This is a genomic window from Arthrobacter sp. efr-133-TYG-118, assembly GCF_030209755.1.
Lineage (GTDB): Bacteria > Actinomycetota > Actinomycetes > Actinomycetales > Micrococcaceae > Arthrobacter.
In genome coordinates this window covers 172018-185540 of the sequence record NZ_JARVRH010000024.1, presented here as the reverse complement: position 1 = coordinate 185540, position 13523 = coordinate 172018, and the positions used below count along the sequence as shown (strand labels likewise).

Genomic DNA, 13523 nt, shown 5'->3' with positions numbered 1-13523 from the left:
GCGTGCACGCGCACGGCCGGAGTCGTGGAAAACTGGCTGCATAGGCACTGGCTGAAGAGACGCCGGTGCACGGCAAGCGGAGGAGGCAGATACCCATGGGAACTGAAGCGATGTCTGCAGCACGCCCGGCCGAAAACGCAACGGGCATTCCAGGCTACGTGGAGGCCGACTCGGCCCGCTGGGTCCAGGAATCCCGGAAGAATACCTACCGCTCGGACTTCGAGAGGGACCGGGCAAGAGTGCTGCATTCGTCAGCCCTCCGGCGGCTCGGGGCCAAGACCCAAGTGGTGGCCCCGGACACCGACGACTTCGTCCGCACCCGCCTGACGCACAGTCTTGAAGTGGCCCAGGTGGGCCGCGAGTTGGGCCGCGCGCTCGGTTGCGATCCGGATGTCGTGGACACGGCGTGCCTGAGCCACGATCTTGGCCACCCGCCTTTCGGCCACAACGGGGAATCCGCGCTCAACGAGGTAGCCCATGGAATCGGTGGCTTCGAAGGCAACGCCCAGACCCTGCGCCTCCTGACCCGCCTTGAACCCAAGGTCCTCGCTGCTGACGGCCGGCCTGCGGGCTTGAACCTGACGAGGGCCAGCCTTGACGCCGCGTCCAAATACCCTTGGTCCGCCGTCGACGCCCCCGTCATCCACGGACAGCGGAGCAGCAAATTCGGCGCTTATGAGGACGATCTGCCCGTTTTCGCCTGGCTTCGTGACGGTGCGCCCGGCAACCGCTCCTGCATAGAGGCCCAGGTGATGGACCTGGCCGACGATATCTCGTACTCCGTCCACGACGTTGAGGATGCCATCGTTGCCGGCCATTTCCAGCTGAAGTGGCTGGACAATCCGGATCACCGGGCCCGCGTGGTGGGGTACACCAAACAGTGGTACCTGCCCCACAACGATCCCGCCGAAATAGATGCCGCCCTGGCCCGCCTCGAAGCCACGAGCGTGTGGGTCCGCGAGGCCGATGGCAGCCGCAAGTCGATGGCTGCGCTGAAGGACATGACGAGCCAGTTGATCGGCCGGTTCTGCCAAAGCGCCCTGGAGACCACGCGCGCCCGTTTCGGCCCGGACCACCTCACCCGCTACGGCGCCGAACTCATGGTCCCCGAGGAAACCGTCACGGAGATCGCCGCCATGAAAGGCCTTGCCACGACGTTCGTGATCTCCACCGACCATCGGCAGCCCGTCTATGAGCGCCAGCGCGAAGTCCTGCACGCCTTGGTGGGCGTGCTCAACGCGAGCGGAGACCGGCACCTGGAACCGATGTTCGCTGCGGACTGGCGGGACGCCCCCGACGACGGCGCCCGGCTTCGCGTTGTCATCGACCAGGTGGCGTCCCTGACAGACGCTTCGGCGCTGGCGATGTACGAACGGCTAGTGGGCAGCCTGCCGTCGCTCTGGTAGGCGACCGTCGGGTTGCCGGCCCGCTCAAGGACCGCCCGCGCGGAGCGACTAGGATGGTGACGTGGCTGGCCTGATCAAACGTGAAGATATCGACGAAGTACGCCAGCGCACCGATATCAAGGAAGTAGTGGACGGTTACGTCACCCTCAAGGGTGCCGGACTGGGCACCTTCAAGGGCCTCTGTCCCTTCCACGACGAGCGCTCGCCGTCGTTCACTGTCCGTCCGCAGGTAGGCCGGTACCATTGCTTCGGCTGCGGTGAAGACGGCGATGCCATCTCCTTCGTCCAGAAGATGGACCACAGCTCCTTCCACGAAGCCGTGGAAAAGCTCGCAGCCCGGATCGGCTACGAGCTCCGCTATGAAGACGGGGGCACCGGTCCCAACCGCGAAGAGGTCGGTAAGCGCCAACGGCTGCTGGATGCCCACAAGATCGCCGACGAGTTCTTCCGTGCCCAACTGCTCACGGCAGGTGCCGCCGAGGGCCGCAACTTCCTCCACGGGCGCGGTTTCGATCGGACCGCAGCCGAACAGTTCGGCGTCGGCTACGCGCCTCAGGGTTGGGACTCACTCCTGAAACACCTGCGCGGACGCGGATTCACTGATGCCGAGTTGAAGCTGACCGGGATGTTTTCCGAAGGCAATAGGGGCATCTACGACCGCTTCCGCGGCCGGCTCATCTGGCCCATCCGGGACATCGCCGGCGACACCATCGGCTTCGGAGCCCGCAAGCTCTACGAGGACGACCAGGGCCCGAAGTACCTGAACACTCCGGAGACCGTGCTCTACAAGAAATCCCAGGTCCTCTACGGGATCGACCTCGCCAAGCGGAACATCGCCAAGGACCGGCAGCTGGTGGTGGTAGAGGGGTACACGGACGTCATGGCCTGCCACCTTGCCGGAGTCGGTACCGCTGTGGCCACGTGCGGCACGGCTTTCGGTACTGACCACATCAAGATCGCCCGCCGCTTGCTGTCCGACGACGGCACCGGGGGAGAGGTCATCTTCACCTTCGACGGCGACGCCGCCGGGCAGAAGGCGGCACTCCGCGCCTTCGAGGAAGACCAGCGTTTCGTCGCGCAGACTTACGTGGCCGTGGAACCCACCGGGGCCGATCCGTGCGATTTGCGCCAGCTCAAGGGGGACGCGGCTGTCCGGGACCTGATCGGCACCCGCCGGCCGCTCTTCGAATTCGCTATCAGGGCCTCCCTTAAACGCCACAACCTGGACACCGTGGAAGGCAGGGTCGCAGCCCTGCGGGAGTCGGCCCCTGTGGTGGCACAGATCAGGGATTCCGGCATCCGTCCGGCGTATGTCCGCGAGCTGGCAGGCTGGCTCGGCATGCCCATCGAGGAGGTCAGCCGGGCCGTGGGTTTGGCTGCCAAGCGCGCTGCTTCCGCCGCGGCGGGCACCGCAGGAACTGCGGGAACGGCAGGAGCCCCGGGGGCAGGGCAGGGCACAACGCCGGGCCAGGCCGGCCAGCCGGCGGCAGCACCGCCGTCGGACGCTCCCATCTCCTTCATGCGCCCGGATCCCCGCGATCCTATCGCAGCCATGGAGCGGCAGGCCCTCGAAGTGGTCATCCAGAATCCTGCCGTCCTGGGAGGCGAAGCTGCGCTTAGCGGTGGAGCATGGGAACGCTTTGAGGCATGCCATTTCGTGACTCCGGCCTACTCCGCGGTACACACGGCAGTTCGGGCCGCCGGGCTGGCCCACGCGGGAGACCCTGTGGCCTGGGTGGAAGGGATCCGCCAGGAAGTTCCGGAACCGCTCCAAGGCCTGGTCTCCGAGCTTGCCGTCGTTCCGCTGCCGGCCAGCACGCCCGAAGCGCTTCAGCGCTACTGCCGCGACATTTTGGCCCGGCTTTTCGAATTGCAGATCACCAGGGTCAAGGCGGACAAGATGGGCCAATTGCAGCGCTTGGATGCCTCGGCCCAGCCGGAGGAGTTCCAACGCCTCAACCGGGAACTCATGCAGCTGGAAATGCAGCGCCGCGCCCTCCGCATGGACAGCTGAAGGCCTTCCCCGGCGCCGATTTCGTTTCCCGGCAGCCCTTTGTTAGGCTTGTACACGCTTCATTCCTCCGTAGCTCAATTGGCAGAGCATTCGACTGTTAATCGAAGGGTTACTGGTTCAAGTCCAGTCGGAGGAGCGCTACTCAAAAATCCCCGTCCTCGGTAGAGGGCGGGGATTTTTGGCGTCTTGCGCATTTACCGGGTTATAGGACAAAACGTGTGTAAAACCCGGGCTGGTCATGTCCGTCCCGGGATCGTCTTCGCTCGGATGTCGCTTTCTGCTCAATCATTCGAATGGACAAATTCCGGGCCCGCGGAATCACGGGACCGGCAACTTCGGCGAAAAGAATGATCCAGCAGAATCCGACGGTGTCCATAGATCGTCGATCCCGTCGGCCTGGATCTGGTCATGGACCTCCCGTCACCGAGATCCCGCCCTTCCACTGAGGCTCCGATGCGCGTACCCGGGCGGAAGGCTGCCGACTCAAGCGAAAGGGGAGTACCTTCCGTCAGAGACGAGCTCGATTGTCCCGTCGAGCACGGTCACCACCGGTCCATGACCCGGCAGGATGGTCGCAGCGCCCAGTTGCCCGAGAACGTCAACGCTGGCAAAGGTCTCCGCCGGGCGGTGGTGGAAGACAGCGGGCAACAACTGCGGACCGCGGACCGGACTGACGGCGTGTCCAGTGACGAGCGCGTCCCCGGTCACCACTGCCTTGGCTGAAGGGACGAAGAAGGACGCATGGCCGCTGGTGTGCCCGCCAGTGGCAATGATCCGGGGAGATCCCGGGAGCGCGTCCAGAATGTCCTGGGTCATCGCGGCGACACCCGGGACCGCGACGTCGGACAGGCCCCCGGATCGGATGGCGTGTACGGCCCACGCGCCGACCCTGGGGCGGAGGATCCGCAAACCAAGATCCTTGACGGTGACCTGTTCGAGGACCTCCCGGCGGATGTTTGGCAACTCCGCATGGGACGCAAATACCGGAATGCCCATTGCGGATATTCTCGCGGCATTGCCGATGTGATCCGAGTGACCATGCGTCAGGAGAACTCCGGCAGCATTTTCCATAGCCAGTCCAAGGAAATTCATGCTCGATTGGAGCAATGGCCAGTTCCTGGGATAGCCCGTGTCAATGAGGGTGAATTCCTTGCCCCGCTTGAGGATGGTCCAGTTGACTGAAGGGCCTTGGACGAAAAAGACATCCTCGGCAACTTCCGTCACGTTGGCCTCGGCTGACCAGTTGTTCGACATGCTTCCTTCTGTTCCTTCGCGCCAGGGATGCGTCACGGATGCGCTTCGTACGAGCCATGTGCGCGCCACGTGCGCGCCGGACCATCCTATCCTCGGCGAGGGCGTCGGCTCCGAAGCACTGGTGATACCCGGGAGGGGTATTCTGCGGCCCTTCCCGCAGTGCCGGGGGCTCGATTTCACTTGCGGCAAAACCTTTGCTAAAGTCATAACCGCTTCATTCCTCCGTAGCTCAATTGGCAGAGCATTCGACTGTTAATCGAAGGGTTACTGGTTCAAGTCCAGTCGGAGGAGCGCAAAGGCCCCGCACCTGTTTTACAGGTGCGGGGCCTGCTTTTTTGCCTCGGTTTGTCTGATTTGCGCAGTTATTCGAATGGCGGAATCTCATCGCGTTCGTCAAACGAAGTCCATTTCCACTTGCAGGAACCTCGCTGCTTCGGCAACGGCGGACTGGAAGGCGTCATCTTCGGTGGGCGGCGTCCTCGGCTCCCGCGGGTGCCATTCGTGGGCGGCGGAATGGACTCGGGTGAATCCGCCGCCAGGGGGTGCGTAGAAGATACCGAAGCGTTGGACGGGCCATTCGGGAGAGGTCTCCGGAGCCACGAGCAGGGCCGCGCCATTGGTCGGGTTGAACCATTGCGCAATCGGGCGGCGGCGGTCCTCCGTAAAGAGCCCTGCCGCATAAAGGGCCGCGGATTGCGGGCTGGTCACGGTGCATAGACGATCCCACCACAGCGGCAGGATGCCATCATCCCTGCGCTGCCATGGGGCTGGAATAGGCTGTAGTTCCTGCCAACGGGGCACATCTCAACTTTATCGCCGGGCCATGACCGGCAACAGGCCTCGAAGCAACGGAAGGCGTGCTTAGTCCCGTTTCCATGGCCCGGGATTGATCCGGTAGAGGATTGCGGAACCGACGACGGCGCCCAGCAGGGCTCCGAACACAGGGTTTCCGAGCCCGCGGCCCAGCAAGAAGCCGACGACGGCGCCAAGCATCGCTCCGAGGAGGAGGCCCCTGCCGTTGCGGTGCGGTTTGCGCGTCATGGCTTGAGCCTACTGCTCCATGCGGACGTCCGGGCCTCGCGCATCAGTGGATGGCCTGATCAGTGGATGGCCTGATCAGTGGATGGAGGGGACGGACCGAGGCCGCACGACGAGCCAGAGGGCCGACACGGCGCCTATGAGGCACAAGGCCTGGACTGCCCCCATGGGAACTGCCGAGCCGACGCCCAGCCAGCCGACCACGGGCGGGACGACGCCGGCCATCAGGAAGTTCGAGGCACCCAGCAGGGAAGCTGCGGTTCCGGCCTGCGCGCCATGGTTGGCCAGGGCAATCACCTGCACGCAGGGGAACATGAACCCGGTGGCAAGGATGTAGAACCACAGCGGGACCATGACGCCCCAGAGGCCGAAGCCGAGCAGATCGAACACCACAATCAAAAGGGCCATGAGTAGCATCCAGGCCGTGGCGAACGCCATGATCCATTGGGGTGCCACCCGCCTGATGACCCTGGAGCTGATTTGGACGCCGGCGACGATGCCCAGGGAATTGACACCGAACAGCAGGCCGTATTCCTGCGGGGAGAAGTTGTAGACCTGTTGGAACAGGAAAGTGGACGCGGAAAGGTAAGCGAACAGTCCGCCGAAGTTGAACCCGCCTACAAGCAGCATCCCGACGAAAATCCGGTCGGCGAACACGGCCTTGTACCGTTGGCCCGCCGTCGACGTCGTCTGTCGGCGGAGCTCGGCGGGATACGTTTCCCGGATGAGGAACACGGCAGCAATGATCACGAGGATTCCGTAGCTTGCCAGGAAGTAGAAGATCCCGGGCCATGGCATCACCAACAGCAGTTGTGAACCGATGATCGGAGCCAGAATGGGCGCAAGTCCATTCACCAGCGACATGCGGGAGAACATCCGTACCATGGCGTAGCCCGCAAAGAGGTCCCGGACCATGGCCATGGCCACCACGCCGCCGCCGGCGGCGCCGACGCCCATGAGGACGCGGAACAAGGCGAGTGTGCTGATGTCCGTGGACAGTGCCGCGCCGAGGGAGGAACCGATGTGCAGGGCCGTCGCCAGAATCAAGGGCACGCGGCGACCGAACTTGTCGCTGAACGGACCCACCACCAATTGGCCAATGGCGAAGCCCACCGTTGTGCCGGTCAGTGTGAGTTGGATCGCAGCCGCTGACACGTCGAAATGATGCTCCAGGGCGGGAAACGCCGGCAGATAGAGATCCACGGTAAATGGACCCAAGGCGGTCAATGCGCCAAGCAGCAGGATATAGAGGAGTTTTTCGCGTCGGCTGAGGGAATCGCCCGGTACAGGGGGAGTGTTCACGGTTATCAATCCTATGTGCGACAGATCATATTTATCAGCGATGGCTGGGGCGCGCCGCTGGACCGTCCCGGAAGTTGAGGCTGAAGCTGAATGGTAGTTTTGTGGACAGGTGCGCGTGGGCGGTTGTATTCGTCTCCGTGCCGGAGCCGGGTAGGAGCAAGATGGAAGCAGTGAGGCGGAACCTATGAGTGGACGTCACAGCGGCCGGGTTGGCCAACGCCCGGGCATTTCGGCGTTGCCGAACACCCTGAAACTTGCAGCCCGGCTCGCGCCGCGGCAGCTCAACGACGAAATCAGCCTGGCCAAGCTTGAACTTAAGGGCAAAGGCAAGCAGTTGGGCATTGCCGGCGCTTTCGTTGGCGTTGCGCTGATCTTTTTCTCTTTGCTCGTCATCGCCCTGGTTGTGGCGGCCATCTTGGGCCTGGCCACGGTCATGCCCCCGTGGCTGGCAGCTCTTGTGGTTGCGGCTGCGTTCCTTGTGATCATTCTCATCGGGGCCCTCATCGCTTTCCGCGCGTTCAAGGGGGCCATGCCGCTTGTGCCTGAGAAGACCATCCGCGGCATCAAGCACGATGTCGGCATCGTCAAGGAGGGCACTTCCTTCGACGCCAGCATCCTCGATCCGTCGTCGGAAGCCTACAAGGCAGCGGAGGCAGCGAAAGCCGCCGCAGCTGAGAAAGCCAAGGCCGAAAAAGCAGCCAAGGCAGAAGCACACAAAGCCGAGCAACCCCCCGCCCCAAGCGAAGCCGAGCTGCTCCGCCGTCTGGAGCAGCGCCGCGAGCACCTCGCCGACGTTCGCGATCAGCTCGGCGTCGAGCTCGACGTCAAGACCCAGGGGAAGGTCCTGCGCGACGTTGCCGGGCAAAAGCTCGACGACGGACGCCGGTTCGCTGCCGACAAACTCGCAGATTTCAGTGAGAAGGTTCCGGCCGGGCTGCCGGAGCGGCTCGCCGCGCGCTGGAAAGAGCTATTTCTCTTCGCCGCTTCCGCCACGGTGGCCGCAGTAGGACTGCGGAAGCTGCTCAAGAAGTAATCGGGACGGCAACCAGCAGCGTCAGCTGCAGACTACGGAAAGGGGGACAGGTGAAGTTCATCGGGGCAGGCGCACGCCCGGGCCAGCCACAGATCGACCACGATCTCATCTTCACCGTCCCCAATTTCCTGACTGTGTTGCGCTTCATGGGCGTCCCGCTGTTCGTGTGGCTGGTGCTGTGGCAAAGGGAATACGGTTTCGCCGTGCTGGTTCTCGCGATCATGGGCGGCACTGACTGGGTGGATGGCTACGTCGCGCGGCGTTTCAACCAAACCTCCAAACTGGGCCGGATCCTCGATCCCGTAGCTGACCGCCTGGCTCTCATCACCGTCGCTGTCACGCTCGCCATCGCCGGGGTGGTGGATTGGTGGTACCTGGCCGCCCTCGTGGTGCCCGACGTCGTCCTTGCCGCAGCCTCATTGTTCTATTTCCATAATCATCCCGACCTCCCGGTGAGCCGGATCGGAAAGATCCGGACGGCATTCCTGCTCCTCGGCACGCCCCTCCTGGTCCTCTCGAAGCTCGCGATTCCCTACACCAGTGTCTACTTCGTGATCGCTTGGGTCTGTCTGGGCTTGGGTCTGTTAGGGCACTGGGTAGCGGCCTACAACTATTTCTGGGCAATCCTGCGCAAGGGCAAAGAACTCAAAGCCAACGACGGCGGTCGCAGCTGATGGTCTGGTTAGCAGTCCTTCTTGCGGTGCTTGGCGCCTTCTGCCTTGCCATTGGCGCCCAGCGCCAGGGCAGCGCGGTCAAAGCGGATACCGGTGGCCTCGCCCTGAGTTCCCACGGTTTCCTGAGGCTTCTCCGAAACCCGCGGTGGATGTTCGGCCTGCTGTTGCTTGCCTTGGGGATGGGCATGAACGCCATTGCCTTGGTGTCAGCACCCTTGACGGTGGTGCAGCCCATCGGAGCCATCGCTTTGGTCATCACCACGGTGGTCAACGCAAAGGACCAGGGACTCAGTATCAACCGCGGCACCGTGGTGGCGATCTCTGCCTGCGTGACCGGCTCGGCGATGTTCGTCCTGCTGGCCGTCAACGCCACCCAGGAGAACCACCACGTCAGCGGCGAGGACGAAATAACCATCGTGCTCCTGCTGGCACTCGCCGTCGGGCTTTTTGGAACGTTGGCTGCCATGTTCCGGCACCGCATGAGCGCTTTTGTCTACATCTTGGGTGCTGGAGTGTTGTTCGGGTTCGTCGCGGTCCTGACGCGCATCATCGGCCGGCACCTGCTGGACCCCAACGGTCACTTTCTGCTCAACGTGCAGTGGTACACCGTGGTCGCCATTGCCGCTGCCGGCGGGCTCGGTTCTTGGTTCGTGCAGAGCGCCTATTCGGGCGGGCCGCCGGATCTGGTGATCGCCGGGTTGACTGTGATCGACCCCATTGTCGGAATTGCCATCGGGATCGCAATTTTGGGTGAGCTTCGTCCCGATGTCCACGCCGTGCTGGCAATCGCCATGGCTGTGGCCGCTTCCCTTGCTATCGTTGGGGTTATTGCCCTGAGCCGGCACCATCCCGAGGTCACCAAGCGAAAGCGTGACGCGAAGGCGGCTGCAAGCCGGAAGGCCTAGGGCAGAGTTCGACAACCGTGCCCCGCACACCCGCGGCAGGCGACCGGCGAAGACACCGCAGGGCCAAACGTTTTGCGATGTTCGCACCGTGACCATCAGGAGTTCTCCACGTGACCGTTCCCGAAACCAACAAACCCCTCACCATCCTGATCGCGGCGGAGACCTACCGCCCGCAGGTCAACGGTGCTGCTCAGTTCGGGTACCGGCTTGCCAAAGGCATGAAGGCCCGTGGGCACGATGTCCACGTGCTGGCCTGCCGGGCGGATAACGGCAAGAGCTTCACCGAGTTCGGGGATGAAGGCACCGTACACCGCTTGAAGTCCCACGGAGTCTTTACGCACGAGTACTTTCGCATCTGCTACCCCTGGGAAATCAAGAACGACATCCGGCTGCTCTTCGACAAGGTGCAGCCCGACGTCGTTCACATCCAAAGCCACTACATGATCGGCGAACACGTTCTCTACGAGGCCAAGAAGCGGGGCATCCGGATCATAGCCACCAACCACTTCATGCCCGAAAACCTGAACCCGTTCTTGCCGTTCCCGCAGTGGTTCAAAGACATCATCGGGCGGGTCTCGTGGAAAGACATGGGTAAGGTCATGGGCCAGGCCGACGTCGTCACCACTCCCACGCCACTTGCCGCGAAGGCCATGCACCAGCACGCTTTCCTTCGCAAGGTCCTGCCCCTGTCCAACGGCATTGACGCGGCCGCTTACGAACTGGGGCCGGGCGAAGAGATCGAGCCGCACGCCAACCCCACCGTTCTCTTTGTCGGCCGCCTTGCCGAAGAAAAGCATGTGGACGTCCTGATCGACGCCGTTTCCAAAACACCCGCCGAACTCAATGTGCATCTTGAAATCGTCGGCGGCGGCGAGGTCCGCGCGGCATTGGAAGCCCAAGCCAAGCGCCTGGGCCTGGGCGAGAGGGTCAGGTTCCTGGGCCTCGCGAGCGATGGGGACCTGAGGAAGGCGTATATTCGCGCTGACCTGTTCTGCATGCCCGGAACCGCCGAACTGCAGTCCCTCGTGACCCTCGAGGCGATGTCGGCGTCGACGCCGGTTCTTCTCGCCAATGCGATGGCCCTGCCGCACCTGGTGCGCGAAGGCGAGAACGGGCATCTGTTCACGCCAGGGGACAGCAATGAGTTGGCAGCCCGGATCACCGAGCTCTTCCGTCTGCCGGCTGGCGAACTCGAAGCCATGGGCAAGGCGAGCCGCGCCATGGTGGAGCCGCACAGCATCCAAGGCACACTGCAGACGTTCGAGGACCTGTACCGCGGGGCGGGCTATGAAGACAAGGTCATCTAGCCACGCGGACCCGGCGTAATCCGCCGCTTGGCATCGGGAGCCGAATTGTTTTGCTAGAGTGTTTTGGCCGGGGACGCTGACAAAGCGGACCCGCCGACTCGGGGCTATAGCTCAGCTGGTTAGAGCGCGGGACTCATAATCCTAAGGTCCTCGGTTCAAGTCCGAGTAGCCCTACCCGAAAAGAGCCCCTGACCTGCGGAAACGTAAGTCAGGGGCCTTTTCGCTTTTGCGTTCTGAGGTAGCCATCCACCGGAAACCCACCGGAAACGAATCGAGCTAGTTCCTGCGTTTGATCCGTTCTACGACTTGGCTGGTCATGTTCGCGAGGTCGAGCAGGACGGTGCGGATCGGCTCGGTCAGCGGATCAGTCTCCCGCGCGGCAATCCCGTTCTGGAAGCTCAGCAGCCGAGAGTGGAAGACAGCCGCCGGATCTTGTGCTGTGGCTATCGTTTCCAATGCTTCTTGGAGAATGTGCTGTGCCGTGCTCGGCTGGCGCCGGTGGATCGCCGCCATGCTGCCACCGCCGCACCCCAGGACTGGGATTGTTTCAGCTCGTCGACCCGTTCTGGCGCGTGGCGCTCAACGAACCTGGCGAGATCTTCAGCCGCCGCGATTTGTGCCAAGCAGTCGTACTCGGCACTGAGCCGTTCCAGGCTGTCTGCGTTCGACTGCTAGGCCTCCCGGATTTCATGAGCCGCGCGTTCAGCACCTTCGGCAGCAAGCAGTTCATCCAGGATTTCCCGCCATGACGATCGCAGGGAGGGATCAAGTGGCTCATGGTCAGTGGGCTCGTTTTCGCTGATGTACGTTGTTGCCTCCACGGCCCCGCGTCATGCTGACATAGAAGAGTTCACGTGTGAGCCGGCACTGCGTGACGACGGTGTGACCAGCGTCGACCGTGATCCCCTGGGAGCGATGGGCCGGTGCGCCGTCGTCGTTCCTTGCTCCCATGACGATGTCCGCGTTGGCGGGGAGATTGTAGCGGTTCTCGTTAAGTGGCACAGACTGGGTTTCGGCCGTGGTGGCGACGGCGTCAACCATTGCTTTTCGGTCCTCTGGTGTGTGGCAGCGGATGTCCGCGCAGACCCGCTCGGTTTCGGCGAGGAGGTTCCACCGGTTCCAGCTCGAACGCTTGGCCGCGACGCGCCCCCGGGTCAGGGACGCGACGGTTTCGATCCAGTTCGTCGTGAAGTCACAAGCGCGGAAGGGGGCCTTCTTGGAGCGCCGCACGGTGTTGGCCAGCGTGAGGCTCGGATCGAAGCCTTTGGCGGCTGCGCGGGCCTGCCACTGCGCGCAGAGTTGATGGAGCGGCGCGACTGTTTCCGGTTTGGGGGTTCTTGTGGAGAGGGTTGCCTGCTGGCGGAGTTTGAGGGTGGTTGTTGCCGTCGGGGGAGTCCCATGCTGATCGGTCCATTCGGCGACGAGGCGGTCGGTTTCCAGATCGATGAGGCGGGAGCGGTTGGAGAATTCGCGGATCAATGTGTCGACGATGCCGGTGAGTTGCTGGCTCGGGTTGTGGGTGTGGGTGGCCGGTGCGCGGATTTCGGTGTCCGTGCCCAGGTTGCGATGCAGGGCGTCGAAGAGGAGACCGTTGTAGTGCTCGCTCGCAGCGACGGCGGCCTCGTAGAGCGTTCTTGAATTCAGGGTGGCCCAGGCGCCATCGGTGATGCGCTGGACGCGGTTGGCGATGACCAAGTGAGTGTGGAGCTGCGGATCCCCGGCGCGCGACTCCCAGTGATCGAACGCGGCGGCGATGGCGCCGAGGGTGCCGAGGTGGACGACGCCGTTGCGTCCGGCGCGGGTGTGGATAACCGCTTCTTCGAGCCATTGCAGCGTGGCATTGATGGCTTCGTGGTGGGTTTGCAAGATCTGGTCCTGGAGGGCCCGGGGGCTCAGGGCCCAGAGGACCGACACGGATTTGGGGACGCTGAAGGTCAGGTCAAACCCGACGACGGTGTGGCGTGTTCTGTTCGCCCCTGGCTTTTTTGGACAACCGTGGGCTGGCCGTGCGGGCGGCCCAAGGGAGCGCCGGTGTCCGGGTGGACGGCGTGGTCAAAGATGGCTTTCGCGTCAGTTTCCGTCACGGCGTCTTCGGTGTAGCGGCTGACGCCCGGAAGGCCGGAGCCGAGCCAGCGGCCCTGCGGCGTTCCCGCTTTCATGTAGTACGTGGTGGCATCTGCGGCAGTGATCATCAGATCATCCATCATGGTGGTCTTGAACAGGTATTTCAGGCCGGACTGGGCGGAGAGCCGGGTGATGGACATGGTCATTGCGTCGTCCAGCCGCGACGGCGGAACAGCGCCTCGGCGCTGCTTTCGCGTTCGTGACCTGCGGTCTGGGAAGGGAAGAGCAGGCCGCGCCCAACGCGGAGGAGGTGCTCGGCACCAGTTCGCTCAACGCCCTCACCATATTCGGTACTTTTGTTCCCGCTCACGACGATTCATCGACGTCGGGTCAAACTACGACATGACCCACCGTGAGCCAGCGCTCACGGTCTACCCTCGGGTGCCAGAGGTGTAGCTCGCGGGGAAGTATCTTCCGCGGGCCGAGGAGTGAGAATTGTGGTGCCGCTTGGTGACGTCTATTCACA

15 protein-coding genes and 3 tRNA genes are annotated in these 13523 nt (G+C 63.3%); 10 read left to right on the top strand and 8 right to left on the bottom strand.

The features are described from left to right. The first annotated feature begins 95 nt into the window (after nt 1-95). From QRN59_RS19165 to QRN59_RS19155, 3 genes are all read left to right on the top strand, one after another. On the top strand, nt 96-1406 hold the full coding sequence (locus QRN59_RS19165; RefSeq protein ID WP_502871089.1) for a deoxyguanosinetriphosphate triphosphohydrolase: 1311 nt from the start codon (nt 96-98) through the stop codon (nt 1404-1406). Nucleotides 1407-1467: 61 nt separating this feature from the next. After that, on the top strand, nt 1468-3420 hold the full coding sequence (gene dnaG, locus QRN59_RS19160; RefSeq protein WP_284984028.1) for a DNA primase: 1953 nt from the start codon (nt 1468-1470) through the stop codon (nt 3418-3420). Nucleotides 3421-3483: 63 nt separating this feature from the next. Beyond that, a tRNA-Asn gene (locus tag QRN59_RS19155) sits at nt 3484-3556 on the top strand. 347 nt (nt 3557-3903) lie between these two features. On the opposite strand, the gene QRN59_RS19150 is transcribed toward QRN59_RS19155, so the two are convergent. After that, the gene (locus QRN59_RS19150) at nt 3904-4674 is read right to left on the bottom strand and encodes an MBL fold metallo-hydrolase (protein WP_284984027.1); all 771 of its coding nucleotides are present in this window, start codon (nt 4672-4674) and stop codon (nt 3904-3906) included. A gap of 218 nt (nt 4675-4892) precedes the next feature. On the opposite strand from QRN59_RS19150, the gene QRN59_RS19145 reads away from it, so the two are divergent. Further along, nucleotides 4893-4965, top strand: a tRNA-Asn gene (locus QRN59_RS19145). 102 nt (nt 4966-5067) lie between these two features. Here the strand turns inward: QRN59_RS19145 and QRN59_RS19140 are convergent. From QRN59_RS19140 to QRN59_RS19130, 3 genes are all read right to left on the bottom strand, one after another. Beyond that, nucleotides 5068-5475 (bottom strand): hypothetical protein, encoded by a 408-nt coding sequence (locus QRN59_RS19140; RefSeq protein WP_234750734.1) that lies wholly within the window; start codon nt 5473-5475, stop codon nt 5068-5070. Nucleotides 5476-5535: 60 nt separating this feature from the next. After that, nucleotides 5536-5715, bottom strand: coding sequence for a YMGG-like glycine zipper-containing protein (locus QRN59_RS19135; RefSeq protein ID WP_284984025.1), 180 nt, complete (start codon nt 5713-5715; stop codon nt 5536-5538). A gap of 75 nt (nt 5716-5790) precedes the next feature. After that, on the bottom strand, nt 5791-7014 hold the full coding sequence (locus tag QRN59_RS19130) for a multidrug effflux MFS transporter (RefSeq protein ID WP_502871088.1): 1224 nt from the start codon (nt 7012-7014) through the stop codon (nt 5791-5793). A gap of 184 nt (nt 7015-7198) precedes the next feature. Here QRN59_RS19130 and QRN59_RS19125 point away from each other — a divergent pair, with 184 nt between their 5' ends. The 5 genes from QRN59_RS19125 (at nt 7199) to QRN59_RS19105 (ending at nt 11107) form a co-directional block, all read left to right on the top strand. Beyond that, the gene (locus QRN59_RS19125) at nt 7199-8047 is read left to right on the top strand and encodes a phage holin family protein (RefSeq protein WP_284984024.1); all 849 of its coding nucleotides are present in this window, start codon (nt 7199-7201) and stop codon (nt 8045-8047) included. A gap of 50 nt (nt 8048-8097) precedes the next feature. After that, nucleotides 8098-8721 (top strand): CDP-alcohol phosphatidyltransferase family protein, encoded by a 624-nt coding sequence (locus QRN59_RS19120; RefSeq protein WP_284984023.1) that lies wholly within the window; start codon nt 8098-8100, stop codon nt 8719-8721. Beyond that, nucleotides 8721-9626 carry a DMT family transporter gene (locus tag QRN59_RS19115; protein ID WP_284984022.1) on the top strand — a complete coding sequence of 302 codons (906 nt, stop codon included), beginning with the start codon at nt 8721-8723 and terminating at the stop codon, nt 9624-9626. The genes QRN59_RS19120 and QRN59_RS19115 overlap by 1 nt, the downstream gene beginning before the upstream one ends. A 110-nt stretch (nt 9627-9736) precedes the next feature. After that, complete coding sequence (locus QRN59_RS19110) at nt 9737-10933, top strand: glycosyltransferase (RefSeq protein ID WP_284984021.1); 1197 nt, start codon at nt 9737-9739, stop codon at nt 10931-10933. Nucleotides 10934-11033: 100 nt separating this feature from the next. Beyond that, nucleotides 11034-11107: transfer RNA gene (locus tag QRN59_RS19105), tRNA-Ile, on the top strand. 102 nt (nt 11108-11209) lie between these two features. Here QRN59_RS19105 and QRN59_RS19100 read toward each other — a convergent pair. After that, nucleotides 11210-11446: a hypothetical protein gene (locus QRN59_RS19100; protein ID WP_284984020.1), complete on the bottom strand. Its 237-nt coding sequence runs from the start codon at nt 11444-11446 to the stop codon at nt 11210-11212. A 29-nt stretch (nt 11447-11475) separates the two neighbouring features. Here QRN59_RS19100 and QRN59_RS19095 point away from each other — a divergent pair, with 29 nt between their 5' ends. After that, nucleotides 11476-11682 carry a hypothetical protein gene (locus QRN59_RS19095; protein ID WP_284984019.1) on the top strand — a complete coding sequence of 69 codons (207 nt, stop codon included), beginning with the start codon at nt 11476-11478 and terminating at the stop codon, nt 11680-11682. Nucleotides 11683-11713: 31 nt separating this feature from the next. On the opposite strand, the gene mobF is transcribed toward QRN59_RS19095, so the two are convergent. From mobF to QRN59_RS19080, 3 genes are read right to left on the bottom strand one after another with little or no spacing between them, the layout of a single operon-like run. Then, nucleotides 11714-12871 (bottom strand): MobF family relaxase, encoded by a 1158-nt coding sequence (mobF, locus tag QRN59_RS19090; RefSeq protein WP_284984084.1) that lies wholly within the window; start codon nt 12869-12871, stop codon nt 11714-11716. Continuing rightward, entirely contained in the window at nt 12868-13203 is a 336-nt protein-coding gene (locus QRN59_RS19085; protein ID WP_284984018.1) for a relaxase domain-containing protein, read from the bottom strand. The genes mobF and QRN59_RS19085 overlap by 4 nt, the downstream gene beginning before the upstream one ends. Next, complete coding sequence (locus QRN59_RS19080) at nt 13200-13367, bottom strand: hypothetical protein (RefSeq protein WP_284984017.1); 168 nt, start codon at nt 13365-13367, stop codon at nt 13200-13202. Before QRN59_RS19080 ends, QRN59_RS19085 begins: the two co-directional genes overlap by 4 nt. Nucleotides 13368-13523: the final 156 nt, after the last annotated feature.

What these genes read in the sequence shown, in the direction of transcription:
- QRN59_RS19165 (WP_502871089.1), top strand. Translation starts at nt 96, where the DNA reads ATGGGAACTGAAGCGATGTCTGCAGCACGCCCGGCCGAAAACGCAACG.
- QRN59_RS19150 (WP_284984027.1), bottom strand. Translation starts at nt 4,674, where the DNA reads ATGTCGAACAACTGGTCAGCCGAGGCCAACGTGACGGAAGTTGCCGAG.
- QRN59_RS19135 (WP_284984025.1), bottom strand. Translation starts at nt 5,715, where the DNA reads ATGACGCGCAAACCGCACCGCAACGGCAGGGGCCTCCTCCTCGGAGCG.
- QRN59_RS19125 (WP_284984024.1), top strand. Translation starts at nt 7,199, where the DNA reads ATGAGTGGACGTCACAGCGGCCGGGTTGGCCAACGCCCGGGCATTTCG.
- QRN59_RS19115 (WP_284984022.1), top strand. Translation starts at nt 8,721, where the DNA reads ATGGTCTGGTTAGCAGTCCTTCTTGCGGTGCTTGGCGCCTTCTGCCTT.
- QRN59_RS19100 (WP_284984020.1), bottom strand. Translation starts at nt 11,446, where the DNA reads ATGGCGGCGATCCACCGGCGCCAGCCGAGCACGGCACAGCACATTCTC.
- QRN59_RS19085 (WP_284984018.1), bottom strand. Translation starts at nt 13,203, where the DNA reads ATGACCATGTCCATCACCCGGCTCTCCGCCCAGTCCGGCCTGAAATAC.